At 69.3% G+C, this 23,602-nt stretch carries 18 protein-coding genes and 1 tRNA gene; 15 read left to right on the forward strand and 4 right to left on the reverse strand.

All coding sequences use genetic code 11. The annotated features are described in order from the left end of the window. Positions 1–18: 18 nt before the first annotated feature. The gene (upp, locus tag ACFYZA_RS20680) at positions 19–654 is read right to left on the reverse strand and encodes a uracil phosphoribosyltransferase (RefSeq protein WP_053725981.1); all 636 of its coding nucleotides are present in this window, start codon (positions 652–654) and stop codon (positions 19–21) included. 123 nt (positions 655–777) lie between these two features. Between upp and ACFYZA_RS20685 the strand changes: the two genes are divergently transcribed. From ACFYZA_RS20685 to ACFYZA_RS20700, 4 genes are all read left to right on the forward strand, one after another. Further along, a complete protein-coding gene (locus tag ACFYZA_RS20685) occupies positions 778–957 on the forward strand; it encodes a hypothetical protein (protein WP_161244420.1) in 180 nt (59 codons plus the stop codon). A 207-nt stretch (positions 958–1,164) separates the two neighbouring features. Continuing rightward, positions 1,165–1,734 carry a hypothetical protein gene (locus tag ACFYZA_RS20690; RefSeq protein WP_382582822.1) on the forward strand — a complete coding sequence of 190 codons (570 nt, stop codon included), beginning with the start codon at positions 1,165–1,167 and terminating at the stop codon, positions 1,732–1,734. Between the two features lie 44 nt (positions 1,735–1,778). Beyond that, a complete protein-coding gene (gene tadA / locus ACFYZA_RS20695; protein ID WP_382583602.1) occupies positions 1,779–2,207 on the forward strand; it encodes a tRNA adenosine(34) deaminase TadA in 429 nt (142 codons plus the stop codon). Positions 2,208–2,265: 58 nt separating this feature from the next. Further along, a tRNA-Ser gene (locus ACFYZA_RS20700) sits at positions 2,266–2,353 on the forward strand. A 150-nt stretch (positions 2,354–2,503) separates the two neighbouring features. On the opposite strand, the gene ACFYZA_RS20705 is transcribed toward ACFYZA_RS20700, so the two are convergent. Together ACFYZA_RS20705 and ACFYZA_RS20710 are read right to left on the reverse strand one after the other, a co-directional pair. Then, on the reverse strand, positions 2,504–3,127 hold the full coding sequence (locus ACFYZA_RS20705; RefSeq protein WP_388492045.1) for a hypothetical protein: 624 nt from the start codon (positions 3,125–3,127) through the stop codon (positions 2,504–2,506). Further along, positions 3,117–9,374, reverse strand: a complete 6,258-nt coding sequence (locus ACFYZA_RS20710; RefSeq protein ID WP_388492046.1) for an RHS repeat-associated core domain-containing protein — start codon at positions 9,372–9,374, stop codon at positions 3,117–3,119. The genes ACFYZA_RS20705 and ACFYZA_RS20710 overlap by 11 nt, the downstream gene beginning before the upstream one ends. A gap of 601 nt (positions 9,375–9,975) precedes the next feature. On the opposite strand from ACFYZA_RS20710, the gene ACFYZA_RS20715 reads away from it, so the two are divergent. From ACFYZA_RS20715 to ACFYZA_RS20755, 9 genes are all read left to right on the forward strand, one after another. Then, a complete protein-coding gene (locus tag ACFYZA_RS20715) occupies positions 9,976–12,987 on the forward strand; it encodes a VCBS repeat-containing protein (RefSeq protein ID WP_388492048.1) in 3,012 nt (1,003 codons plus the stop codon). 427 nt (positions 12,988–13,414) lie between these two features. Beyond that, positions 13,415–13,768 carry an STAS domain-containing protein gene (locus tag ACFYZA_RS20720; protein ID WP_382582837.1) on the forward strand — a complete coding sequence of 118 codons (354 nt, stop codon included), beginning with the start codon at positions 13,415–13,417 and terminating at the stop codon, positions 13,766–13,768. Positions 13,769–13,870: 102 nt separating this feature from the next. Beyond that, positions 13,871–14,590: an ANTAR domain-containing protein gene (locus ACFYZA_RS20725; protein WP_382582840.1), complete on the forward strand. Its 720-nt coding sequence runs from the start codon at positions 13,871–13,873 to the stop codon at positions 14,588–14,590. After that, positions 14,587–15,336, forward strand: coding sequence for an ANTAR domain-containing protein (locus tag ACFYZA_RS20730; protein ID WP_388492051.1), 750 nt, complete (start codon positions 14,587–14,589; stop codon positions 15,334–15,336). Before ACFYZA_RS20725 ends, ACFYZA_RS20730 begins: the two co-directional genes overlap by 4 nt. Before the next feature lie 926 nt (positions 15,337–16,262). After that, positions 16,263–16,424 carry a hypothetical protein gene (locus tag ACFYZA_RS20735; RefSeq protein WP_162952557.1) on the forward strand — a complete coding sequence of 54 codons (162 nt, stop codon included), beginning with the start codon at positions 16,263–16,265 and terminating at the stop codon, positions 16,422–16,424. A 76-nt stretch (positions 16,425–16,500) separates the two neighbouring features. Beyond that, the gene (locus tag ACFYZA_RS20740; protein ID WP_382582846.1) at positions 16,501–16,794 is read left to right on the forward strand and encodes a Dabb family protein; all 294 of its coding nucleotides are present in this window, start codon (positions 16,501–16,503) and stop codon (positions 16,792–16,794) included. 299 nt (positions 16,795–17,093) lie between these two features. Further along, the gene (locus ACFYZA_RS20745; RefSeq protein ID WP_388492052.1) at positions 17,094–17,969 is read left to right on the forward strand and encodes an RNA polymerase sigma factor SigF; all 876 of its coding nucleotides are present in this window, start codon (positions 17,094–17,096) and stop codon (positions 17,967–17,969) included. 246 nt (positions 17,970–18,215) lie between these two features. Continuing rightward, positions 18,216–19,067 carry an RNA polymerase sigma factor SigF gene (locus tag ACFYZA_RS20750; RefSeq protein ID WP_382582852.1) on the forward strand — a complete coding sequence of 284 codons (852 nt, stop codon included), beginning with the start codon at positions 18,216–18,218 and terminating at the stop codon, positions 19,065–19,067. Between the two features lie 68 nt (positions 19,068–19,135). Next, the gene (locus ACFYZA_RS20755) at positions 19,136–19,948 is read left to right on the forward strand and encodes a hypothetical protein (RefSeq protein WP_388492054.1); all 813 of its coding nucleotides are present in this window, start codon (positions 19,136–19,138) and stop codon (positions 19,946–19,948) included. A gap of 65 nt (positions 19,949–20,013) precedes the next feature. Here ACFYZA_RS20755 and ACFYZA_RS20760 read toward each other — a convergent pair whose 3' ends face one another. Then, positions 20,014–20,232 carry a hypothetical protein gene (locus tag ACFYZA_RS20760; protein ID WP_382582858.1) on the reverse strand — a complete coding sequence of 73 codons (219 nt, stop codon included), beginning with the start codon at positions 20,230–20,232 and terminating at the stop codon, positions 20,014–20,016. Between the two features lie 304 nt (positions 20,233–20,536). Here ACFYZA_RS20760 and ACFYZA_RS20765 point away from each other — a divergent pair, with 304 nt between their 5' ends. Next, positions 20,537–21,019, forward strand: a complete 483-nt coding sequence (locus ACFYZA_RS20765) for a MarR family winged helix-turn-helix transcriptional regulator (protein ID WP_382582861.1) — start codon at positions 20,537–20,539, stop codon at positions 21,017–21,019. A gap of 79 nt (positions 21,020–21,098) precedes the next feature. After that, positions 21,099–23,579 (forward strand): MFS transporter, encoded by a 2,481-nt coding sequence (locus ACFYZA_RS20770; RefSeq protein WP_388492056.1) that lies wholly within the window; start codon positions 21,099–21,101, stop codon positions 23,577–23,579. Positions 23,580–23,602: the final 23 nt, after the last annotated feature.

The following is a 23,602-nucleotide window of genomic DNA, read 5'->3' on the forward strand; positions in this document are numbered from 1 at the left end:
CGGGGCGCTGCCGGGCGACTAGTCGGCGGTGCCGTACATCCGGTCGCCCGCGTCGCCCAGGCCCGGCACGATGTAGCCGTGCTCGTTGAGGCGCTCGTCGACCGAGGCGGTCACCACGGTCACCGGCGTGCCCGCCAGCTCGCGCTCCATGATCTCGACGCCCTCGGGGGCGGCGAGCAGCACCACGGCCGTGACGTCGTCGGCACCGCGCTTGATCAGCTCGCGGATCGCCGCGACGAGCGTGCCGCCGGTCGCCAGCATCGGGTCCAGGACGTACACCTGACGGCCCGACAGGTCCTCGGGCATCCGGGTCGCGTACGTGGAGGCCTCCAGGGTCTCCTCGTTGCGGATCATGCCGAGGAAGCCCACCTCGGCGGTCGGCAGCAGGCGCACCATGCCGTCGAGCATGCCGAGGCCGGCCCGCAGGATCGGGACCACCAGGGGACGCGGGTACGAGAGCTTCACGCCTGTCGTCGGCGTCACCGGGGTCTCGATGTCCACCTGCTCGGTGCGCACGTCCCGGGTGGCTTCGTAGGCGAGCAGGGTGACCAGCTCGTCGGCGAGCCGCCGGAAGGTCGGGGAGTCGGTGCGCTTGTCGCGCAGCGTGGTGAGCTTGTGCGCCACGAGAGGGTGGTCGACGACATGGATCCGCATGACGTCCACAGTAACCGGGGCGTAGCGGCCCCGCGTCCCACCTGCCGCTGGTTCACGCTGGCGTCAAGCGCCCGAACGGGGGGAAGGTGGAAGACACGAACCGACCCGGGGCGGTGTGGGCCAATGCCGGACGAGCGCGACCGAGCGCAACAACCGGAGAGCGATGCGGACCGTCGACGGCGGCGCGCCCAGTTCCTGCGCGAACTGCACGAGGCGAAGGCGCTGCGCGACCGGGTCCAGCCCCGGCGCGCCCGCGCGGCCCGTATGCGCCAGGCCATGCGCATGCGAACCTTCCGCTGGTGACCCGCGAACCCGGTGCCCCGAGGCCCGTGCTCACGGGCGTCGGGAGCCTTGGACGGGGTGGCCCGGAGCTCGTGATCATGACGTGTCGGAAGCCGTGATCGGGGCGACCGGAAAAACGCAACCGCGGAAGAACTCTCGCAACCGCGGTGTTTTCTGCCACGATTCCGAATGAAGCCACAGCCGGGGGGACCCCCAACCGGCACGCCTATGACCAGTGGGAGAGTCACGGTGTACTTCGCCGCACTGCTCGCGCGCACCGAAGACGGGTGGGAAGCGAGCGACACAGAGCTCGACGATGTGGAGACGCTGTCGGATCTGGCCGACCTGGCCCGTGAAGCAGCAGCCGACGGGGCCGACGACACGGTGCTCGTCTTCATCGAGCAGGAGGACGCCTGGTTCGGCGTCGTCCGCGTCGACGGCGAGGAGGACCCTCGCGTCTTCGTCTCCAACGCCGCCGTCGCAGCCCGCTCCTCGTACGGGGCCATGCTCACCGACGAACTGCTCGGCCACGACCAGGACGACGAGGAGGACGAGCTGGACACCCTTGACCTCGACGGCACGGAGGACGGCTACGAGGACGAGGCGGAGACGGCCGTGGACGAGCCGGACGGCGACGCGTCGCCGGACGGCGCCGTGCCGGCCGGGCCGCTCGGCGAGAGCGCGATCCTCGCCGACCTCGGGGTGAGCGAGGGCCGGCTGCTCGCGCTCGACGGGGACGCCCTCGTGACGATCGCGGACGCGCTGGGCGCGGCCGAGGTCCTGGAGGCCGTCCGCTAGTGCCCCACCCGCACGACCCCGTACGCGAACGGTGGGCGGAGCCGATGCGCTCCGCCCTGGCCGGGGCCGCACAGGCCGAGTCGGCCGGCGATGTGCCGGTCGGCGCGGTCGTGTTCGCCCCGGACGGCACCTTCCTCGCGTCCGGGCACAACGAACGCGAGGCCACCGGCGATCCGACCGCGCACGCCGAGGTCCTCGCCATCCGGCGCGCGGCCCGGGAGACCGGCGAGTGGCGGCTGACCGGCTGCACGCTCGTCGTGACCCTGGAGCCGTGCGTGATGTGCGCGGGCGCGATCGTCCAGTCCCGGATCGACCGGGTCGTCTACGGGGCCCGCGACGACAAGGCGGGAGCCGCGGGATCGCTGTGGGACCTGGTCCGCGACCAGCGGCTCAACCACCGCCCCGAAGTGATCGCCGGCGTCCTCGAAGAAGAGTGTTCGGCGCAGCTCACGGCGTTCTTCCGGCAGCGGTGACCCAGCTCTCGCCGAACCGATTTCAAACCACGGCCCACCTTGGGCTAAGCTCTCTCTCGGTAGCGTGTCCGAGCGGCCGAAGGAGCTCGCCTCGAAAGCGAGTGTGGGGAAACTCACCGAGGGTTCAAATCCCTCCGCTACCGCCAGATTGACGAAGGCCCGGTTCATCAGAACCGGGCCTTCGTGCTGCTCCGGCCCCCGTTGGGGCGTGGTCCGACGCCCTGGCTCGGGCGTCGGACCACGAACGCTCGCTCCGCGGCCCCGGGGGCTCAGCGGCGCCACAGCCCCGAGCGGCGCTACGCGCCGCCGGTGAGCAGCATCCACATCGCGCCCGTGCCCGCTGTCACGGCACACAGGACGAGCGAGAGATCAGCGGGTCGGCACCGGGTCCACCGGACCTGGGGAGCGCTATCGGTGCCGCCGGCCCCGCTGCCCGATTGAAGCCATCCGCCGATCTTTCGTGTCGCCTCCCCGCTCGTATTCCTGAAGCGGTCCACGAACGAACCCCCGAAGGCGAACACCGAGATGCTGCGGTCCACTTCGAGGTCCACGCGCAACGTGCCGTCCTCACCCAGCGAGGCGCCACGGATCAGCGCTCTCGGAAGAACATGGGTGCGCAGGGGATTCACGACCACGAGCACGTTTTCGCGCAGTATTGCTTTGCAGTTCGCTATGCGCCCCAGAAATCCCGCGATCGCCAGGTAGACAGGTATCCCCTGCCACCCGGTTCGAAATCCACTCACTGCGGTGACCTCGCAGATCGCGGCGAACATTCCGATCCCGAGCCCCAGAATGGCCACACCGCAGAACACCGGCCAGGAACGCCGTCTCAGGACAAAAACGTTCATTTCACCCTGCCCATCACGTTTTCCAAGGTGTCCATACAAGGCTTGCATCCGCGTCTGAACCTCAGCATACACTTATGGAATTTCCTGGGCTTGCAGCTCCCGCCCCGCAGAACAATCCTGAAAGATTAGTGTTGACGCCGATATTAGCGAGGGTGGAGCCCAGCTCAACGGTGTTGCGGTATCCATGAATTACGACATTCTCGGCTTGATAGATAGTCTTAACTCGGATGCGGCTCGAAAGGGCCGAAAATCGCCATGACCCTGCGATTCCCCTTGCAGCAAAGCCTCCAGCAGCGGTCCATGCGAGGCCCTTTCCTGCTGCGGCCCAGTTCCAACTTCCCGTGGTCACGCCGTCGCCAACGAAGGTCGCTGCCACCCCGACCGCTCCCGCCGCTGCGCACAAGCCTGCGGAGACGACCAGACAGGCCCCGAAAGCCGCCCCCGGGAGCACGCGGTTCTTCCATCCGTCCCACGTGCCGAACGTGTCGTGCAGGCCCGACTCTGTCTGGTCCCAGGCGTCACTGAAGTGGCCCCTCATGAGGTTGCCGAAGATTCCGGACTTTTTCCGACGCTGTGCCTCCGCCGCCTTGGCCCGGGCGATGGCCTGGGCTTTGGCGCGGGCCTCGGCCACTCGCTTGTCCCGGGCGGCGGCATAGCCGTCGTCGATCAGGTAGTGGGCCGGGTTGGCCCGGTATGCGGTGTACCTCTGGCGGGACTCCGTGTCCTTCTTGGGGGTCTCGACCCAGACGTACTTGCCATTCTTGACCACGTACCCGGCAGTCATGCCGCGTTCGATGGCCCACATCGTGTCGGCGGAGGCACCGCCGTCCGTGGGGCCGAGCGGCATCATGCCGCTCGCGTCGGACTTGGTGACCGGATTGTTGTGCGCGTAGGAATACGCGTTCAGCTGCGCCGGATCGTTGAAGTCGATGACCGGGTCCACGGAGAGGAAGCGGCCGAGTGCCGGATCGTACTCGCGAGCTCCGAGATGGACGAGGCCGGTGGGGTCGGTCGTGCCGCCCACGAAGCCCTGGGTGCCCGGGAAGGAACTCGCGGTGCGCGCCTGTCCGAACGGCAACTGCTTGCGGCGCGTGATGTCCAGGGTGCTGGTGTTGACCGCGGTCAGCGACGTGCCCTGGTGGTCGGCGAAGAGATAGGAGATAGAGGCGCCGGAGCGGACCGCGATCGTCTCGCCGTTCTGCGTGTAGTAGCGGACACCCGTCTTGGTGGTGCCGTTGGCGCCGAGGGTGAGCTCGTTGTCTCCGGGCAGGGTCAGCGTGCTCGTGCCGTCGGCGTTCTTGGCTATGAGGCGCGCGCCGTCGGCGTCGTAGAGGTAGCTGGTGGTCTTGCCTCCTTCGGTGACGGTGGCGAGGTCGCCCTCCGCGTTCCAGGTCAGATCCTGAACGCGGCCGCCGATGGTGCGCTTGGTGGTGTTGCCCGCCTGGTCGTAGCCGAAGGTGCTGGTCTGACCGTCACCGGCACCGCCCTTGACGGAGGCCTGCTGGACGGCGTGGGGCAGTCCGGTGTTCGAGGTCGGCTGAACGTACGTCGTCACCGCGTCGGTGCCCGCGGAGGTGCCGATGCCGTGCTCGGTCTGCTGCGTGCGATTGCCGATGGCGTCGTAGCTGAAGCTCTGCCAGTAGGCGTCCGGGCCGCCGACCGTGCTCGCCGACGGCGCCGTGGCGCAATCGGTCTTGGCGGTCCAGGCTTCGGTCAGCTGGCCCAGAGCGTCATTGGTGAAGCACTGGGTGTCGACGGACCTCTGCGAGTCCTGACCGCTGGCGGTGGTGATGTTGGTGATGTTGCCGGACGGGTCGTAGCTGTAGGAGGTGTCGTCGATGCGTTGCGGTGCCAGGTCTCGGTCGGTGGTCTGACGGGTCAGCCGGCCGGTGAAGTCGTCGTACTCCCGCGACTCGTAGACCTTCTTGCCGATGTCGCCGAACTCGGTGCGCACTGGACGGGAGTACACGTCGTACGTGGTGTTCGAGGCGAGCACAGCGCCGGCCCGAGTGGTGCGAATGGGCAGGTCGTCGCTGTTGTACTCGGGCGTGACCCGCTCTGAGGGGATGTCGCCGATGGCCGGGTCGAGCGTCCAGTCCGGCGTGCCGGTCTGAGCGTTGTAGCCGTAGGTCCAGGAGTAGGAGCCCGCGAGCCCGCCGGCCGCCGCCGGGATCGTGACCTGGGTGGAGGTGGGCTGGTAACGGTCGTTGAACCCACCGGTGGCGGTGGTGTACTCGGCGCCGTCGACGAACCGGCTGCTACTGGTCAGTCGGCCCTTGGCCAGAGTGTCGTAGGTCCAGGAGGCGAGGGTGGTGCTGCCCTGTTTCAGGCTCGTCTTACGGCCGATCTTGTCGTAACCGGTCGTCAGCGTGACGCCTCGCGCGTCGGTGGTGGTGACCGCGCGGCCGAGATCGTCGTACGTCGTGGTCGTCCTCCCCTTGTCGGGGTCGTCAGCGACGGTCTGCTGACCACGGTTGTCGAAGGTGTACGACCACGTGTTACCCGCGGGATCGGTGACTCTGACCGGGGTGTCGTACTTGCCGTACGTGTACGTCGTCGACTGCGACGCGGTGCGCGCGGCGTCGGTGTACTGCAGCAGCTCGGTCTGCCGGCCCAGCGCGTCGGTGACCTTCGTGGTGGCGGTGCCGCCCTGGGGCGGGACGACCGTGGTGCGGTCACCGTCGTAGACCGTCGTCGTACGCCATTGTTCGGCGCCGTACTTGCGGGCGATGGCTGCCGTGACGCGGCCCGTGCCGTCGAAGGTGTTCTCCGTGGCAGCCGGGACCTTGGTGTCGTCCCCCGCGACCAGCGTGGCGGACGGGGCGCCGTCCGCGTAGTACGCGGAGTAGGACTTCCGTGTGAAGCCCCGCGAGTCGTACAGCGTCTCGGTGACCAGCCGGTTGGCGGTTCCGGTCGCCGCTGTCTGGGTCTCACGCGGCCGCAGCAGACCGTCGTAGATCGTGTACGTGGTGGCGTAATCGCCGTTGCGCTTCAGGGACTTGCTGGTGACGACATTCGCAGCGGTGCGGGAGACCAGGTAGCTGTACTGGGTGGAGGGCTGGGTGGGGTGGCTCGCCTTGGTCCAGCCGGGCTGCCAGACCTGGAGGACCCGGCCGAGACCGTCGTGGACGGCATCGGTGCGCTTGCCGTTGGGGTCGACCGTGCCGGTGGCGATCCCACGGGTGGGGTCGTACTCGGTGGTGCTGGTTTGGCCCAGCGCGTTGGTCTCGGCCTTCGATGTCGGCGACAGGACCGTGGCGGGGGTGTAGGTGGTGGTCGTGGTGTTGCCGAGGGCGTCTGACTCGGTCAGCTCGCGGCCGTGCTGATCGTAGGTATGGGTGGCCGTGGTCAGGTAGCCGGTACCGGCCGTGTCCTGCTCCTCCAGCCTGGTGACGTCACCCTTGGTGGGGGCAGTGGTCAGGCTGGTGGCGCCGTCGTAGTAGTGGCGCTCGTCCGAGATGAGGTCGGCGGGAAGCGACGGCACGGTGCCGCACGGCTTGGCGACCGTCTTTACCTCGGCGATCAGAGTGCGCAGTGCGCCCGCCGCGTACGTGGTGGTGGCACACTCCTCGTCACCGGTCTTGGCCGTGTCCCCGAGTCGCGACTCGGTGAGGAGCTGGCCGACGCCGTCGTAGGTGCGGTCCGTCTGTGTGGTGCGCCATCCAGCGCCGACGGCGGTGCGATCGGTCTCCGAGCCGTTGCCCGTCGCGTACGACTTGAGCGCGGACAGGCCGGCGCGGGACATGGTGGCGGTGGGCTCGCTGCTCCAAGGCTCGTAGCTGGTGGTGTTGAGCAGCTTGCCGCCGTCTCCGTCGTACGTTGCCTCCTCGCGCGTCATGCCGGCGAAGGCGCTCCGGTCGGTGACGGCGACGCCGTCGTGATTGGTGACCTGGGCGCCGTCGATGCCGCGGAAGTAGCGGTACTCCTTGAGCGTTCTGGCATCGGTGCCGGCGCCGGTGCGGACCTGGACGCGGCCGTATCCCTTGCGGTCGCCGTAGGTCAGGTACTTGGCCTTGGTGAACTCGTCCTCGTCCTTGGCCCAGCCCATGCCGTCAAGGTAGGTGTAATCACTCTCCTTGGCAGGAGCGCCGCCAGTGTTGTCCTGTTCAAGGACCTGGGTGACGACGTAGGTGTGGAACCAGTCGAGGTAGGGCTCGTAGTTGGCGGCCGGGGCGTCCGGGGGCGACCAGATGACGGGGTAGCAGCGCCGGGTGTTCGAGGCGGGTGCGGGCACGTCGCCGGCCTTGCAGTCCGGGTCGGAGTACGTAATGCCTATCGTGGATCCGCTCTCGGTGTTGATGCCGTAGACGCGGTAGCGGATCATCGGAGGCACGGGATCCGGGGAGCCGCCGGTGGTGGCGCCCTCCACACGGTTGGCAAGCTGCTCGCCCATGAAGGTTACGGCGGGCAGGGCGGTGTCGCCGGTGCCTGTGTGCCCGGTACGGGTGATCGAGGCCAGCCACAACGCAGGGTCCGTGCCGTCGCCCGTGGAGGGGAACTGCTGGGTCAGCGCCCAGGTGTCGACCGGCTTGAAGCCCGTTCCGACGAGCACCGACGTGTCGATCTGCGTCAGGCGCTTGCGCGTCCAGAACGACGGCGAGTAGTTGCCCGTGCACGTGACGCCGGTGGCGCAGTACTCGTCGAACGGGGTGTCCGGCCAGTTCGCGGCGTGGGTCTTGTCGAAGCTGGTGCAGTCGGTGGCCAGGCAGCGTTCGGAGACGGTGAAGTCGACCTTGGCCGCCGGGGTGGCGTAGTAGTTGTTGGAGCGCAGGCCGTACTCGATGCGCTTGAGGTAGCCGCCGCGGTCGTACGGAGTGGACGTGGCGTTGCCCGTGTCCGGGTTGACGTCGCGGCCGTAGGAGTTGGACTCCTTGGCCCAGTAGTACGTCATCGCGTCACCGTGCGGGTCGACAACCGCGTCAAGGTTCCACCGCCACGCCTGCTGGCACCAGGAGTCCGCGAACGCTGTCTTGTTGCAGGGCTCGCCGGTCTGGTTGCCGAACACCGGAACGGTCCAGGTCGAGTTGGTCTCGTCCTTGCCCGCGGCCCAGCCGGTGGGCCGGTTGTACCCGAAGTAGTACTGGGTGCCGTCGGGCGTGGTCACCTTCCAGTACTCACCATCGTTGTCGCCGTTGTTGTTCGTGGTGCTGGTCAGCTTCTCGGCCGTGGTGCCGTCGTCGCTCTCCAGGTGCCACTGGCCCGTGTTGTCGTCCTTGACCAGGACGTTGCTGTGACCGTTGAGGTTGAGGACGGCATTGTCCTTCTTCCAGCACAGGTCGCCGACCTTGGCGGTGGTGTTGCTGCCGGTCGTGTCGTCCGTGCACGAGACGTACTTGCGCTCGACGTAGCCCGGCTCCATCGACCAGCCGTCACCGATCCAGTTCGACTGGTTGTTGGTGGCGGCCGTACGACCGTCCACCGACTGCGAGCTGTACGACAGCGCCAGGTCAGGCTGGACACCACCGGCTACATCAGGGGTGTCAATGCCGTACTTCCACGAAAAGCCACCGTTGCTGCCGCCCGCCGACCAGGAGGCCGAAGGTGCCAGCGACGTGGCACCGAAATTGCCCGCGCTGCCGGAGACGGAGGCGGTCGCGGCTAGCAACACCGTGTTGTTGGCCGCGGAGAGCCCGGTCATCGAGCGGGCCATGGACGGCGCCTGCTGGACGGGGCCGGCAGCGGAGGTGCTGGGCGACGGCTGGGCCGAGGGCAGGACAACCGGCGCGGTCAGGGTGCCGGCCACGGCGTTGTTGTCCGTCGGCAGTTCCTTGCCCGTGGCGCAGTTCTTGTCGCCCGGGGAGGTGAGGGCGCAGGCGGGCAGCTGGCGCAGCTTCAACCGTGAGGCCCAGTCACCGCCGTAAGCGCCGCGGAAGGCGGAGTAGTCGACCTGCACATCGACCGAACCCTGAGCTCCTTCGGACGGCTTGACTGCCAGTAGGACACCGTCGACGCCCAGCTTCTGCGCCGTTTCCTGGTCGAGGACCTGGACCTGGGCCTGCTCGGGGCCGGCCGCGCTTCTGCCGGCCGAACCCTTCTTCTGGGCCGTACGGCCCAGGCGCACTGGCAGAGAACCCGCTGCCTTTCTGGCCACCCCGGCCTCGGGTATGTCCGTCCGCGCTGTCCCGGGGGCGGGCCAGGTGATCTTCGGGGCGCTCTTCCAGGCATGTTGTGCGGCCTCGTCGACGCGCGCGTTCGACTTGCCCTTGACCGTCTTCGTCGGGACCGGGTCCGGTGTGCCGGCCTTCGACAGGCTCAGCTCGGCCGCGGCGGCCACCGGGCCACCCAACAGTCCGGTCAGCAGATACGCCACCAGCGTCATACAGACGATCCGGATACTTCTACGCCGTCTCTTACGGACCCCCAAAGGCCGTCGAGACAACGCGGTCCGTGAGACGGACACTTTTGACCCCCCAGGGTGCACACAGTTGACAAGTCGGCAGACATTAGCACCGCATAAAGACCCATTACTTCGCGAGGAGATTCCCTAGATCAACTTTTTATTTGACACAGGAAAACTCTTGAGAATTGCCCGAATTGACCCCTACAGGGAGGAATCATCGACTCTGCACCACGAGCAAGTCGCCTTCTACCAGGGCAAATTGGCGAAGACTTCCGTGAGCCGGTGACAGGTTCTTCGCTGTCGGTGGCAGGCTGCATACTCACCCATGAGATTTCATTGCCACTACAGCTGGGCGAATGAACCCTGCCGTCGGCCACCTTTGATGTTCAGCCAACGAGCGTGGGGCATATGTGTAGGAACGTGAAAGGAATCAAAAATGCACTTCCGGTGGGAGGGGGCGCGGCATGCCGCGCGCCGAAGAGCAACAACTGCCGCCGCTACAACGGCGATAACGCTCTCAGCCATAGCAATGGGCCTGCCCGCCTTCGCAGATGACGGCCAGTCAGCTGCTGTACGGCCGATGGAGACCTCCGCGACGACTGAAGTGGCCAACGCCGTTGCCAAGGCCGCGCGTTCGGGTCATCGCGTGGAGCTCCTGTCCCGGCGCACGGAGACCACCCAGGTCTTCGCCAACCCCTCGGGCACCTTTACCGAGGAGCGGTACGCCACGGCCCAACGGGTGCGTCAGGGAAACAAGCTCGTGGACATCGACCCGACTCTGCGAGCGGGCGCGGACGGAAGACTCACCCCGAAGGCGACCGCTGTGGGACTCGAGTTCTCCGGCGGTGGCACAGGGCCGCTGGCCACCATCACCCGCGACGGACGCAGCATGTCGCTGTCCTGGCCGGCGTCCCTGCCCAAGCCGCAGGTCGACGGCGACAGCGCCGTGTACCCCGAGGTGCTGCCCGGCGTAGACCTCAAACTGCGGGCAGGGGCGGCCGGATTCGGTGAGCTGCTGGTGGTCAAGTCGCCTGCGGCGGCTGCCAATCCGGCGCTGAAGAGCCTCCAGTTCAAGCTCGGTACCGATGGGGTGAGCGTCTCAGCGGACGCGAACGGCAATCTCAAAGCCGTGAACCCGGCCGGCCAGGAGGTCTTCACCGCCCCGGTCCCGCTCATGTGGGACAGCAGCACCGCGTCGAGCACCGGGACCGCCGGCGCCAAGGCCGCCAAGAAGTCGGCCGCCGTGAAGGCGGCCGCCGTGCCCTCGGCCGGCTCACCGGACCCGGCCACCACGGCGGTGCCGACCGACGAGTTCGAGCCGGGCCACGGCGCGCGGCAGACGGACATGCCTCTCAAGGTCTCCTCGAGCGCCGTCACACTGGCGCCCGACCAGTCCCTGCTGACCGGCAAGGACACCACCTACCCGGTCTACATCGACCCGGCTGTCGGTGGTTCCCGCGAGGCGTGGACGATCGCGTACAAGAAGTACCCGGACGGCACCTTCTACAACGGTGCGGGCTGGGGCGGATCCGGCTCGTCCACCAACCTGGCCCGGGTGGGGTACGAGAACGAGACCAACGGCCTGGGCCGTTCGTTCTTCCGGATGGACTCCGACAACCTCTGGAACACCAACAAGTCGATCATCTCCTCGACGTTCCGGATCAAGAACACCTGGTCCTGGTCGTGCAACGACCAAGGGGTGGAGACCTGGCTGACGGGCTCCATCTCGTCCTCCACGACGTGGAACAACCAGCCGTCCTGGGCCACCAAGCTGGCGACGGTCAACAACTCGCTGGGCTACAGCTCAGACTGCCCGGCGGGCAACCTGGCCTTCGACGTGACGTCCGCCGCCAAGCAGGCCGCCACCAAGCACTGGCCGAACATCACGCTCGGTATGAGGGCCACCAGCGAGACCGACGTCTACGCCTGGAAGAAGTTCGACGCCGGTACGGCCGTGCTCTCCACCGACTACAACACCGTGCCGAACGCACCCTCCGGCATCTACACCACGCCGGACACCGGAGCCCAGTGCGGCGCCACCACCCCGTACACGACCATCGGCAACACCGACGTGACGCTCGGGGGTTCCTTCTCGGACCCGGACGGCGGCACCGTCAAGGCGCACTTCGTCCTGTGGCCCACCGGCCACGGCGGCGCGGCCAACGAGGTGAACCAGAGCATCGACGTCACCTCGGGCAAGGGCGCGAAGCTTCCCGTCACCAAGGCCGCTCTCGCCAAACTCCTGTCCGACGCGGGTGTCACCGGCACCGGCACCTTCACCTGGTGGGTACGTACCGAGGACGGTTCGCTCGCCAGCGGCTGGAGCCCGCAGTGTCACTTCATGGTCGATGCCACCAGGCCGAGCAACCCGCCGGGCATCACTTCAACCGCCTATCCAGACGGGTCGGAAGGCTGGCCCGCCACGACCTCCGCAGCGGGCACCGAGGGCACCTTCACCCTCTCCAGCGGCAACATCGCCGATGTGGCCAAGTACGAGTACTGGACCGACTGGGACCCCACCGTGCGCGTTGCCACTCCCGCCACGGCAGGTGGACCGGTTGACATCAAGCTGAGGCCGATCGCGGCCGGTGCTCACTCGCTGGGAGTTCGCAGCGTCGACAAGGCGGGAAACAGATCCGACGGAACCACCTATCACTTCTACGCCAACAGCCCTGCCACTCCGCGCAAGCCCGGCGACCTCAATGGTGACGGCATCGCCGACTTCTACGCCACGAGCACCGACGGCACCCTCGTCCTCTACACGGGCCAGGCCGACAGCGGTACGGGGCAGGGCAACGGATACATGGGACCCGGTGTCCGCGGCGGCAGCACCAACTTCATCGGAGGCTCCCTCACCCACCGAGGTGACTGGACGAACGACGGTTTCGAAGACCTCCTCGGACTGGTACCGGCCGACGGCGGCAAAACCCTCGCCGTCTACCCGAACAACGGGCTCGGGTGGGCCTGCACCGCCCGTGACGAACAGGCTGACGGCCACTCCCAGGCCTGTCTCTATGACCGGCGCTCCCTGGACGTCTACGACCCTGCCGACAACCACTGGTCGGACGCCTCCCAGATCCTCGCAGTGGGCGATGTCGACGGGGGCCTGGACACCGACGGCGACGGCACGATCGACGTCCCCGGCCACGCCGACCTTTTGGTCAAGGAGGGCGACCAGCTCTGGCTGTACTTCGGCTCCGACAGCCCGTACCTCGACGAGAACCGGCCTCCGGTGCTGGTCGGCAACGGCGGCTGGTCCGGCTATGACCTGGCCGCCCCCGGCGACCGCAACGGCGACGGGCACGTCGACCTGATAGCCCGCAGCCGGGCCACCGGCGAACTCCGCCTCTACCAGGGCACGGGCCCCAACGGTGAAGGACTCGGCTCGGGCCCCACCTCCGTAGTGGTCGGCACCAACTGGACGCCCGCCAACCGCCCCCTGTTCACCGCCGTCCCGGACGCCAACGGTGATGCCAAGCCCGACATCTGGTCCACCGGGGGTGACGGAAGGCTGTACTTCTACCCCTCCATCGAAGGCGCCGGCACCGCCGTGGGTACCGGCGGATGGTCGGGCTTCCAGCAGATCAGCTGATCCGTTGCGAGAAGGGTCGCGCCGGCCGGGTTCACATCCCTCCACTGCGGCTTACAACGCCCCGCCGACCAGCAGAAATGCCGGTCAGCGGGGTGTTGTGCGTATGGCCGTGGTGCGGTCGGATACGCACCCCCGGCGACTCGGACGTCCTGGCGTCCGGCCATCAGCCCCACCGCGCGACGGATCCGGCCGGCCAGGGTCATCCGCGCGCAAGCGATCAACGATGTGGTCCGGATCAACCGGATTGCGCCAAAAGAACGCGCACAACAGACCAGCTCGTGCCCAACTCGTACCCCCGGCACCGGCGGAAGCGCCGTAGGAGCCGGAAGCCGTACTCTGCTCACTGCGGGTGCCCCAGACCCCGGCCGTCTCTCCGCGGACAGCTCCGTCCCACCCGTAGCAGTATGTGAATGAGGAGACGGCCCGCATGGGCAGCACCGTCGATCTGTCCCCGGGGTGCCGGGTGATCCGGCCGACCGGCGAACTCGACATCCTGACCGCACCGAGCCTCTGCGGCGACCTCGCCAGGGCCCAGCGGAACAGTCAAATCCCTTACGTCATAGTCGACTTGCTCGACGTCTCCTTCATGGACTGCAGCGCCCTCGGCGCCCTGTGCGCGGCCCGGGCCGGCTGTCTGGACCGCGCCGGGTGGCTGCGTCTGGTCTACGCGCGGCGCGGCATCCATCTGCTGCTCCACTCCGTCGACCTCACCGGCGTCTTTCCCCGGTACGCCACCGTCGAGGCCGCCCGGCAGGGGCTGACCTCGGCCAGGCCGCGGTAGTCGTCGGCGGGGTACGAAGGGTGCGTCTAGTGTTCAGGGTGAGAGCCGGTGGGCAGATCGCCCGAAACCCCGGCAGGTCGGAGCCCAGTGATCAGCGACGGCATGGCCGACGTGCTCCGGTCGCTCCGGCACGGTGACGGCAGCGTCCTGGCGGCTTCCTGCGCCCGGGCCCTGGACGCCGACGGCGTCTCGGTGTCGCTGCTGGTCGGGGCGGACCGGGGCATGGAGCCCGAGCCGCTGTGGCGTTCGCCGGGGATCGCGGCCGACTTCGAGGAACTGCAGTTCACCCTCGGCATGGGCCCCGGCCTCGACGCCGCGCGCAGTGGCACGGCCGTCGTCGCACCGGACCTGGCCGCGGTGCGCGCCGACCGCTGGCCCGGCCTGCCGGCCGAGGCCCTCAGGATCGGCGTGGCCGGCGCGTGCTGCTTCCCCCTCGGCCTGGGCGCGATCCGGATGGGAGTGCTCAGCGTGGTGTCCTCGCGGGCGAGCGACACCGTCCCGGAGCAGCCGTTCGCCGACGCCCTGGCCCTGGCCGCGGCGCTGACCGGGCTGCTCCTGGAGCGCGACGGGAGCGCCCAGGCGGCTTCCGGAACGGTCACGGGCGCGCCGGGGGAGCTGCACCGGGCGGTGGTGCACCAGGCGACCGGCATGGTCAGCGCCCAGCTGGAGGTCTCCCTCGCGGAGGCCCTGCTGCGGCTGCGGGCGTTCGCCTTCAGCCGGGATCTGCCGCTCGGCGACGTAGCCGGGGACGTAGTGGCCAGACGGCTGCGGTTCAGCGACGATATGGACGGGCCGCTCGCGCCCGGCGGTCGAAAGGGATGATCGGCATGATCCGCGAACAACGTCTGGCGGAGATCTTCATGGAGGTCGCCGACTCCTTGACGGACGACTTCGACGTACTGGACCTGCTCCAGCGCCTGTCGACCCGGTGCGTCGAGCTCCTCGACGTGTCGGCCGCCGGCATCCTGCTCGCCGACCCGCTCGGCGAACTGCAGGTCGTGGCCGCCTCCGACGAACACACCCGGCTCCTGGAGCTCTTCGCCCTCCAGCACGACCAGGGCCCGTGCGTGGAGTGCTACCGCAGTGGCAGCGCCAGGACCAACATCGACCTCAACAGCCCACGGGTGACGGCGAGTTGGCCGGGCTTCGCGACCCGGGCCCGGGAGACCGGGTACGTGGCCACGCACGCGATCCCGTTGCGGCTGCGGGACCGCAACATCGGTGCGCTCAACCTCTTCCAGAAGACCCCCCACCGGCTCCGCGACAGCGACATCGCGCTCGCCAAGGCCCTGGCCGGCGTCGCCACGATCACGATCCTCCAGCAGCGCACCCTGGAGCAGTCCCACATCGAGAGGACCCAGCTCCAGACGGCGCTCAACAGCCGCATCCTGGTGGAGCAGGTCAAGGGCATCCTCTGCGAACGCTGGGGGATCTCCCCCGACCAGGCCTTCTTCGCGTTCCGCGGCTACGCCCGCAGCCATCATCTGCGGCTGGCCGACTTCGCCGCCTCGATCATCGAGGGCACCTTCGACACCGCGACGATCCCGCTCCCCCTGCCCGAGGCCTGAGCAGCCCGGAGCGCTCCCGGCGACGCCCTGCCCGAGGCCTGAGGCCGCCCGGAGCCTCCCGGGCGCCGTTCGGCGGCTGGATTCGCACGGTTGCTTCGGCCTGTGCCCGGCCTACGATGCGAAGTGACGCAACGGCGGACAGCCGGGCCGACCGCACACGCACAGGTTCGACCGGCTGTCCCCTTGGCCCCCTGCCCCCGGGTCTGCGCTCACCGTCCGCCCCTTCGATTGGGGCGGCCGGAGCCGCCGCACCGATGTACAGCGGCTCCGGCCCTTCGTCCTCGCGGAGCGCTTCGAGCCGGGGCCGCTCTCCCGCTGGCCCCGGGCACCGCTGAGGACGGTGTGGACGCGAGGAGAGTGCGGAGGGGAGCCCACCTCCTCGCGCAGACGGCCGCCGCCGTGCCGACCGTGACCGGGCGGCGGCCGTCCCACACGAGCGGAAACGATCGGCGCCCCCTTGGTGCCCTTTGAACGTACTCCCGGGCGCCCTCCGTGGCCCGCCCGCGGCCCACATTGGCCGGAGGCGGCTCCTCCGCCCCGGGCCTCCCGCCGGCGGCCACCCGCGCACGGGCACGAAGAAGCCCCGGTCGGGGAAGTGACCGGGGCTTCGACGATGGGACGGGGGGAGCGGCATCGGGGGGACAAGCCGCTCCCCCCGATGAGAACAGGACCTGCAAGTCCTGCGCCGCAGTCAGGGGGGAAGCTCGCGGCGCGGACCCCGCAGTGAGGTCCTGTTCCTCACCCACCGCATTCCTGCCAGATGTGGTGGGCTCAGGAACCATCCTGCTCTCCCGTCACGTCCGTACCGTCGGGCAAAGGGCCCCGATCACCGGGCCCTAGGTCCCTAAAGGCCTGGTGAGTACGGGCCGGGTGGCGGTTAGACTCACCCGACCGCACAGGGGTGGCGCCGGGGAGGGGCTGGCACAGTGGACATCAAGAAGGTCCTGCTCTACATAGCCGTGGTCTTCGTGCTGTACACGATCATCACGTCGCCGGTGCAGGCCGCCGGGATGGTCCAGACCGGCTTCGAGGGCATATCGAGCGCGGCCAAGGGCGTCGGAGAGTTCATGACCAACCTGGTCCGCTGAGCCCCCGGCCCAGCCCCCGGACGAGACCGCGGTCGCGTCCTCCGGCCGGTCCCCGTCGTATCCGTAGGAGAGATTCATGATCCGCCACCTGGTCCTTTTCAAGCTCAACGAGGGCGTGCAGCGCGACGAAGAGCGTGTGGCCGCCGGTGTGAAGGCCTTCCAGGAGCTCGACGGGCTCGTTCCCGAGATCGAGTTCTGGGAGTGCGCCTGGAACATCACCGACCGGCCGATCGCGTACGACTTCGCCATCAACTCCGCCGTCGCCGACGCGGACGCGCTGAAGCGGTACATCGAGCACCCCGCGCACCAGGCCGCGGCCGGCCAGTGGCGCGAGTTCGCCACCTGGGTGATCGCCGACTACCCGTTCTGACCCCGTACGGCCCTCCCGCGGACCCCGTGACCACCCCGTACGGGACCCCCGCCGGCCCCGCACCCCCTCCGCACGCATACCGGTGACCCTTCCGGTACGCGGCCCGGCCCCGCGCCCGAGAGGTGCGGGGCTTTTTGGTGCTCCGGCGGCCCTCCGGCCGGGGCCATCTGCCCCAACTTGCCCTCAACACGTGGTTATACGGTGCTTGCACACAGTGGACATGTCTTGTGATGCTATGACCGCTTTTGACGGATGAGTTCACCGACGACCAAGACCGAGGACTAAGGGGTGGCGTGACCGTGCCGGCCAGTACTACGCCTCAAGTGCCGCCCCAGAACGAGCCCCAGGACGCCCCCGAAGTCCCTGCCCAGGACTCCTCGGAGGGCCCCAGGGGCCCCGTCAGAACGTCCACCAGGGGCGCGGACACCCGCGCCCTCACGCAGGTGCTGTTCGGCCAGCTCAAGCAGCTGGAGCCGGGCACCCCGGAGCACGGCCGGGTGCGCGGGGCGCTGATCGAGGCCAACCTGCCGCTGGTGCGGTACGCGGCGGCCAGGTTCCGCAGCCGCAACGAGCCGATGGAGGACGTCGTCCAGGTCGGCACCATCGGCCTCATCAACGCGATCGACCGCTTCGACCCGGACCGGGGCGTGCAGTTCCCCACCTTCGCGATGCCCACCGTGGTCGGCGAGATCAAGCGCTACTTCCGCGACAACGTGCGCACCGTCCACGTCCCGCGCCGCCTGCACGAGCTGTGGGTGCAGGTGAACGGCGCCACCGAGGACCTCACCACCCTGCACGGCCGCTCCCCCACCACCGGCGAGATCGCCGAGCGGCTGCGCATCGGCGAGGACGAGGTGCTCGCCTGCATCGAGGCGGGCCGCTCGTACCACGCGACCTCCCTGGAGGCCGCCCAGGAGGGCGACGGACTGCCCGGCCTGCTCGACCGGCTCGGCTACGAGGACCCGGCGCTCGCCGGCGTCGAGCACCGCGATCTGGTCCGCCACCTTCTCGTACAACTGCCCGAACGGGAACAGCGGATCTTGATGCTCCGCTATTACAGCAATCTGACGCAGTCCCAGATCAGTCAGGAATTGGGAGTGTCGCAGATGCATGTGTCAAGGCTTCTGGCCAGGAGTTTCGCCCGACTTCGATCCGCAAATCGAATCGAGGCATAACCGGTTCGAGTGAGCCGGGCCCTGGCATCGGGCCGGTAAAAAATTTCCGGCCGAAAAACCGCACACCCCCTGTTTCCTGCACGTACTCGGGCCCCCCTTGTCGACATGTCACTACAGCGTGTTGCCGACATGTGACATTCTGCCGAAACCGCGTTTGCCGCAGCCCCGCCTCCGGTATTCAGGTGGAGGCTGCTTCCTCCGATGGTCGTGGCCCAACGCGACCGTCCGCGACCTCAAGGGGGTGGCATGTCCGCAGAACAGGGCAGCTCGAAGGTGCTCACGCTCACCAAGAGCGCACCGGCACCGACCGTGCACCGACACGCCGCAAACACCGCAGCCATCGACACCCGCACGCTGTCCCGCTCCCTCTTCCTGCGCCTTGCCACGCTGGACACCGACAGCCCGGAGCGTACGTACGTACGCGACACCCTCATCGAGCTCAACCTGCCGCTCGTGCGGTACGCGGCGGCCAGGTTCCGCAGCCGCAACGAGCCGATGGAGGACATCGTCCAGGTCGGCACGATCGGCCTGATCAAGGCGATCGACCGCTTCGACTGCGAACGGGGCGTGGAATTCCCCACGTTCGCGATGCCCACGGTCGTCGGCGAGATCAAGCGGTTCTTCCGCGACACCTCGTGGTCGGTACGGGTGCCGCGCCGGCTCCAGGAGCTGCGGCTCGCCCTCACCAAGGCCAGTGACGAGCTCGCCCAGAAGCTCGACCGCTCGCCGACGGTGCCCGAACTCGCCGCGGTCCTCGGGGTGTCCGAGGAGGACGTGGTCGACGGGCTCGCGGTGGGCAACGCCTACACCGCCTCCTCGCTCGACTCGCCCGCCACCGAGGACGACGGCGGCGAGGGCTCGCTCGCGGACCGGCTCGGCTACGAGGACACGGCCCTCGAAGGCGTCGAGTACCGCGAGTCGCTGAAGCCGCTGCTCGCCAAACTCCCGCCCAGGGAGCGGCAGATCATCATGCTCCGCTTCTTCTCGAACATGACGCAGTCCCAGATCGGCGAGGAGGTCGGCATCTCGCAGATGCACGTCTCGCGCCTGCTGACCCGCACGCTCGCCCAGCTCCGCGAGGGCCTGATCTCCGACTGACCCGGGCGGCCCGGGCGAACTCGGGCCGCACTCTGGTTTGTTGACGATCCGTCAGACACACTGGCGCGATGCGACGACGTGCTGCGCTGATCGGTGTCCCGGCGGCGGTGCTCCTCGGCCTCGGCGGCACCCTCGCCGCCTGTGCCGGTGACGGCGGCCGGGACGGGTACCTGGCCGTCGGTGCCGCGGGCACCGGACCCTCGGCCCCGGACCACGCGGTGCCACCGCAGGGCAAGGTGGAGCTGGTCCCGCTGGACGGGCCGGGCGCCGCCTCCCCGTCCGGCGGCGCCGGTACGCACTCCACGCCCGCGACGCCTTCCGTGCCGGGCACGCCGGGGGCGCCCGGAACCCCTGGCACTCCACCCGGACCGGGCGCCCCGGTAAGCCCGGGCTCGCCCAACTCTCCTGCGGGCAACGGGCGTTCAGCACCGGGCGGCTCCTCGGCCACACCCGGCTCTCCTGGCACTCCCGACGCTCCGGGCACCCCCGGGGGCTCGTCCGGCGGGCCCTCCGGCCCTTCCGGTACGCCCTCGGCGCCCGGTACGCCGGGCAGGCCGAGCCCGCCGCCGGCCGGGCCCGCGGTGCTCGATGTCGGGGCGCCGAACCGTTCGGCCGGGGATCAGCGCTGGTGCGAGAACGTCACCGTGCGGTTCCGGAACACCGGCGGTACGGCGGTGACGTCGGGCAGCGTGGTGTTCGCGACGCACATCATCGGGCTGCTCGGAGTGGACTGGGCGACCAGGACCTCGACTCAGCCGCTGCCGGTGCCGATCGCCGCGGGTGCGTCCGCCTCACGGACGTACGGGGTGTGTGTGGACGCGTGGCGGGTGCCGCTGGGGATGCATGTGGAGACCCGCGCCGTGACGGCCAGTTGGGGGTAGGGCCCCCGCCCGGCCGGGCGGTGCCGGGGGCCGCGCCCCCGGACTCGCCGCTGCCGGGCGGCCGCTCAGCCCAGGGCCAGCCAGGCGACCGCCGCCAGGACCACGATCACGGCGACCACGCCGACGATCAGGCCCACGCGCGGGCCCGCGGCGGCCGCGGCGGGGGTGGCCGGCTGGCGGCCCTGGGGGACGCCCTCGTCGACGAAGGCGCGGAACATCTGCGTGGAGCCCGCCGGGTCGTAGTTGCCCTCGGGACCCTGGGGTGCGTGGGGGTTGTGTGCCATGGGGCAGGACCCTAGCGAAGATGGGGGTCCGGCCCAACCCCCGCCCCCGCGCGAACGCGCCCGCGAGGCGGCTCCGGCGCCGCCCGGGGCACCTCCGCACACGAGGCCCGCGCCGCCGTCACCACCCCCTCACCACCCCTTCCCGATCACCCCGCAAGAGCGTCCGCAAGCCCCCGACCTGCGTCTTGGGTTTTCATATGCGAAGCCTTTGCGTTTCCTTTGCCGCCAACCCCCCGATTTAGTTTGCCTTCGGCAACCAACAATCTTATGGTTGCCCGAAGCAACAAGATTTCGGGAGGTGTCCATGGCCGCACAGAGTCACTACGAGGAGCTGGCCCGGCAGCTCAGCGCGATCGGCGCGGTCAAGCGCGGGCTCGCGCGGATCCTGCCGCCCGAGTGCCCCGCCGGCTCGGCCGCCGTGCTGACCCTCCTGGAGCGCCACGGCGAGATGCGGATCAGCAAGCTCGCCGAACTCCTCGCGGTGGACATGTCGGTGACGAGCCGTCATGTCGCGCACGTCGCCCAGCGGGGCTGGATCGAAAGGTCCGCCGACCCCGCCGACAAGCGCTCGCGCATCCTGCGGCTCACGCCCACGGGCCAGACCATGATCGACGATCTCGGCCTGCGCACCACGGAGATGTTCGCGCACACCCTCAAGGACTGGACCGACGACGAGGTCGGGCAGCTCAACACGATGCTGGCGCGCCTGCGCGACTCCTTCGGGGACTGCCGGGCACCCCACGTCCGGGGCCCCGAGACCCGTCCGCCGACCCGTACACCCGCTTAGCACCACGCGATACGCGGCACCAAGCAGTACGCACCACACCCGTACACCCGCCCAACAGACGTACAAGACAAGGAACTTCATGGCTACGACCACACCAGCCGGTGTGCGGGGCGGCCACGCCAAGCACGGAGGGCACACGCCGTCCGAGAGTGGCGCGCCGATGACTCACCGGCAGATCATGGAGGCGCTGTCCGGGCTGTTGCTCGGCATGTTCGTCGCCATCCTGTCCTCGACGATCGTCTCCAACGCCCTGCCGCACATCATCAGCGACCTGGGCGGCGGCCAGTCCGCCTACACCTGGGTCGTCACGGCGTCGCTGCTCGCGATGACCGCCACCACCCCGCTGTGGGGCAAGCTCTCGGACCTGTTCAGCAAGAAGCTGCTGGTCCAGATAGCCCTGGTCATCTACGTGTCCGGTTCCATCGTGGCCGGTCTGTCCCAGAGCTCGGGCATGCTCATCGCCTGCCGGGTGTTCCAGGGCATCGGCGTGGGCGGTCTCTCCGCGCTCGCCCAGATCATCATGGCCGCCATGATCTCGCCGCGTGAGCGCGGCCGTTACAGCGGCTACCTCGGCGCCACGTTCGCGGTCGCGACCGTCGGCGGCCCGCTGCTCGGCGGTCTGATCACGGACACCAGCTGGCTCGGCTGGCGCTGGTGCTTCTACGTCGGTGTGCCGTTCGCGGTCATCGCGCTCATCGTGCTCCAGAAGACCCTGAAGCTCCCCGTCGTGAAGCGGGACGTCAAGGTCGACTGGACCGGCGCCTTCCTGATCAGCGCCGCGGTCTCGCTGCTCCTGGTCTGGGTGACCTTCGCGGGCAACAAGTACGACTGGATCTCGTGGCAGACCTACGCGATGGTCGGCGGCTCGGTCCTGCTCGGCGCGCTGTTCGTGTTCGCCGAGTCGAAGGCCAGCGAGCCGATCATCCCGCTGCGCCTCTTCCGCAACCGCACCATCACCCTCGCCTCGCTCGCCTCGCTCTTCGTGGGTGTGGCGATGTTCGCCGGCACGGTCTTCTTCTCGCAGTACTTCCAGCTGGCGCGCGGCAAGACGCCGACGATGTCCGGTGTCATGACGATCCCGATGATCGGCGGACTCTTCATCGCGTCCACCGTCTCAGGACAGGTCATCACCAAGACCGGCAAGTGGAAGGCGTGGCTGGTCAGCGGCGGCGTCCTCGTGACGGCGGGGCTCGGTCTGCTCGGCACGATGCGCTACGACACCCCGTACTGGCACCTCGCCATCTACATGGCGCTCATGGGCCTCGGCATCGGCATGATGATGCAGAACCTCGTGCTGTGCACCCAGAACCAGGTCTCCCCCGCCGACCTCGGCTCGGCCTCCTCCGTCGTCGTCTTCTTCCGCTCCCTCGGTGGTGCGGTGGGCGTCTCGGCGCTCGGCGCGGTCATGGCCAACCGGGTCAGCCACTACGTCACCGACGGCCTCACCGCGCTCGGCCCGCAGGGCGCCGCGGCGGCCAAGAGCAGCAGCGGCTCCGGCACCATCCCGGACCTCGCGACGCTGCCCGCGCCGATCCGCACCGTCATCGAGAGCGCGTACGGACACGGTGTCGGCGATGTGTTCCTGTACGCGGCGCCGTGCGCGCTGCTCGCCTTCCTGATCACCATCTTCATCAAGGAGATCCCGCTGCGCACCCGAGCGGTAGGCGCCGCCGAGTCCGAGCAGGCGCCCGCCGCCGCTCCGGCTCCCGCCCAGGTTCCCGCCCAGGCGGCGGCAGTTGAGGCCGCCCCGGTGGCCGAGACGGTGGCCGAGACGCTCACCGCCCCCGTCCTCGACGGTGTTCCGGTGCGCGGCACGGTCCGTGCGGCCGAGGGGGCGCCCGTCGCCTCCGCCGCCGTCACGCTGATCTCGCTCGGCGGCAGCCAGCTCGGCCGCGCGGTCGCGGGCCCCGACGGCGGGTACCTGCTCGCCGCGCCGGGCGCCGGCAGCTACGTCCTGATCGCGGCCGCCGACGGCTTCCAGCCGCAGGCCTCGACCATCGTGGTCGGCGTCGAGGCGCTCGCCTACGACATCCTCCTGTCCGGCACCAGCGGCCTCGCCGGTGCGGTGAAGGCGGCCGAGACCGGGGCTCCGGTCGAGGGCGCGATGGTGATCGTGACCGATGTGCGCGGCGATCTGCTGGCCACCGGGAAGTCCGGCGCGGCCGGCGAGTTCACCTTCGGTGAGCTGGTCCCGGGCCAGGTGACCGTGGCGGTCAACGCGGACGGCTTCCGCCCGCTGGCCCTGCCGGTGGAGATCTCGGGCTACGGCGTGACCCGCGTCGAGGCCGCCCTTCAGGCCGGCGCACTGGTCCAGGGCACGATCCGGGGCGGCGGCGACCGCCGTCCGCTGGCCGACGCCCGCGTCACGCTGCTCGACGCGGCGGGCAACGTGGTCGCCAACGCCACCACGGGCGACGACGGCGCGTACGCCTTCGCCGACCTGAACTCCGGCGAGTACACGGTCATCGCGACCGGCTACCCGCCGGTGGCCGGCTCGCTGACCGTGGCCGGCCGCGGTGTCGACGGCCACGACATCGAACTCGCCCACCCCGGCGAGTAGTTGGGGGCACCCGGTCGGTCAGG

Source organism: Streptomyces sp. NPDC001828, from assembly GCF_042892175.1.
Lineage (GTDB): Bacteria > Actinomycetota > Actinomycetes > Streptomycetales > Streptomycetaceae > Streptomyces.

What these genes read in the sequence shown, in the direction of transcription:
- upp (WP_053725981.1), bottom strand. Translation starts at nt 654, where the DNA reads ATGCGGATCCATGTCGTCGACCACCCTCTCGTGGCGCACAAGCTCACC.
- ACFYZA_RS20685 (WP_161244420.1), top strand. Translation starts at nt 778, where the DNA reads ATGCCGGACGAGCGCGACCGAGCGCAACAACCGGAGAGCGATGCGGAC.
- ACFYZA_RS20690 (WP_382582822.1), top strand. Translation starts at nt 1,165, where the DNA reads ATGACCAGTGGGAGAGTCACGGTGTACTTCGCCGCACTGCTCGCGCGC.
- tadA (WP_382583602.1), top strand. Translation starts at nt 1,779, where the DNA reads ATGCGCTCCGCCCTGGCCGGGGCCGCACAGGCCGAGTCGGCCGGCGAT.
- ACFYZA_RS20710 (WP_388492046.1), bottom strand. Translation starts at nt 9,374, where the DNA reads ATGACGCTGGTGGCGTATCTGCTGACCGGACTGTTGGGTGGCCCGGTG.
- ACFYZA_RS20715 (WP_388492048.1), top strand. Translation starts at nt 9,976, where the DNA reads ATGGAGACCTCCGCGACGACTGAAGTGGCCAACGCCGTTGCCAAGGCC.
- ACFYZA_RS20720 (WP_382582837.1), top strand. Translation starts at nt 13,415, where the DNA reads ATGGGCAGCACCGTCGATCTGTCCCCGGGGTGCCGGGTGATCCGGCCG.
- ACFYZA_RS20725 (WP_382582840.1), top strand. Translation starts at nt 13,871, where the DNA reads ATGGCCGACGTGCTCCGGTCGCTCCGGCACGGTGACGGCAGCGTCCTG.
- ACFYZA_RS20730 (WP_388492051.1), top strand. Translation starts at nt 14,587, where the DNA reads ATGATCGGCATGATCCGCGAACAACGTCTGGCGGAGATCTTCATGGAG.
- ACFYZA_RS20740 (WP_382582846.1), top strand. Translation starts at nt 16,501, where the DNA reads ATGATCCGCCACCTGGTCCTTTTCAAGCTCAACGAGGGCGTGCAGCGC.
- ACFYZA_RS20750 (WP_382582852.1), top strand. Translation starts at nt 18,216, where the DNA reads ATGTCCGCAGAACAGGGCAGCTCGAAGGTGCTCACGCTCACCAAGAGC.
- ACFYZA_RS20755 (WP_388492054.1), top strand. Translation starts at nt 19,136, where the DNA reads ATGCGACGACGTGCTGCGCTGATCGGTGTCCCGGCGGCGGTGCTCCTC.
- ACFYZA_RS20760 (WP_382582858.1), bottom strand. Translation starts at nt 20,232, where the DNA reads ATGGCACACAACCCCCACGCACCCCAGGGTCCCGAGGGCAACTACGAC.
- ACFYZA_RS20765 (WP_382582861.1), top strand. Translation starts at nt 20,537, where the DNA reads ATGGCCGCACAGAGTCACTACGAGGAGCTGGCCCGGCAGCTCAGCGCG.
- ACFYZA_RS20770 (WP_388492056.1), top strand. Translation starts at nt 21,099, where the DNA reads ATGGCTACGACCACACCAGCCGGTGTGCGGGGCGGCCACGCCAAGCAC.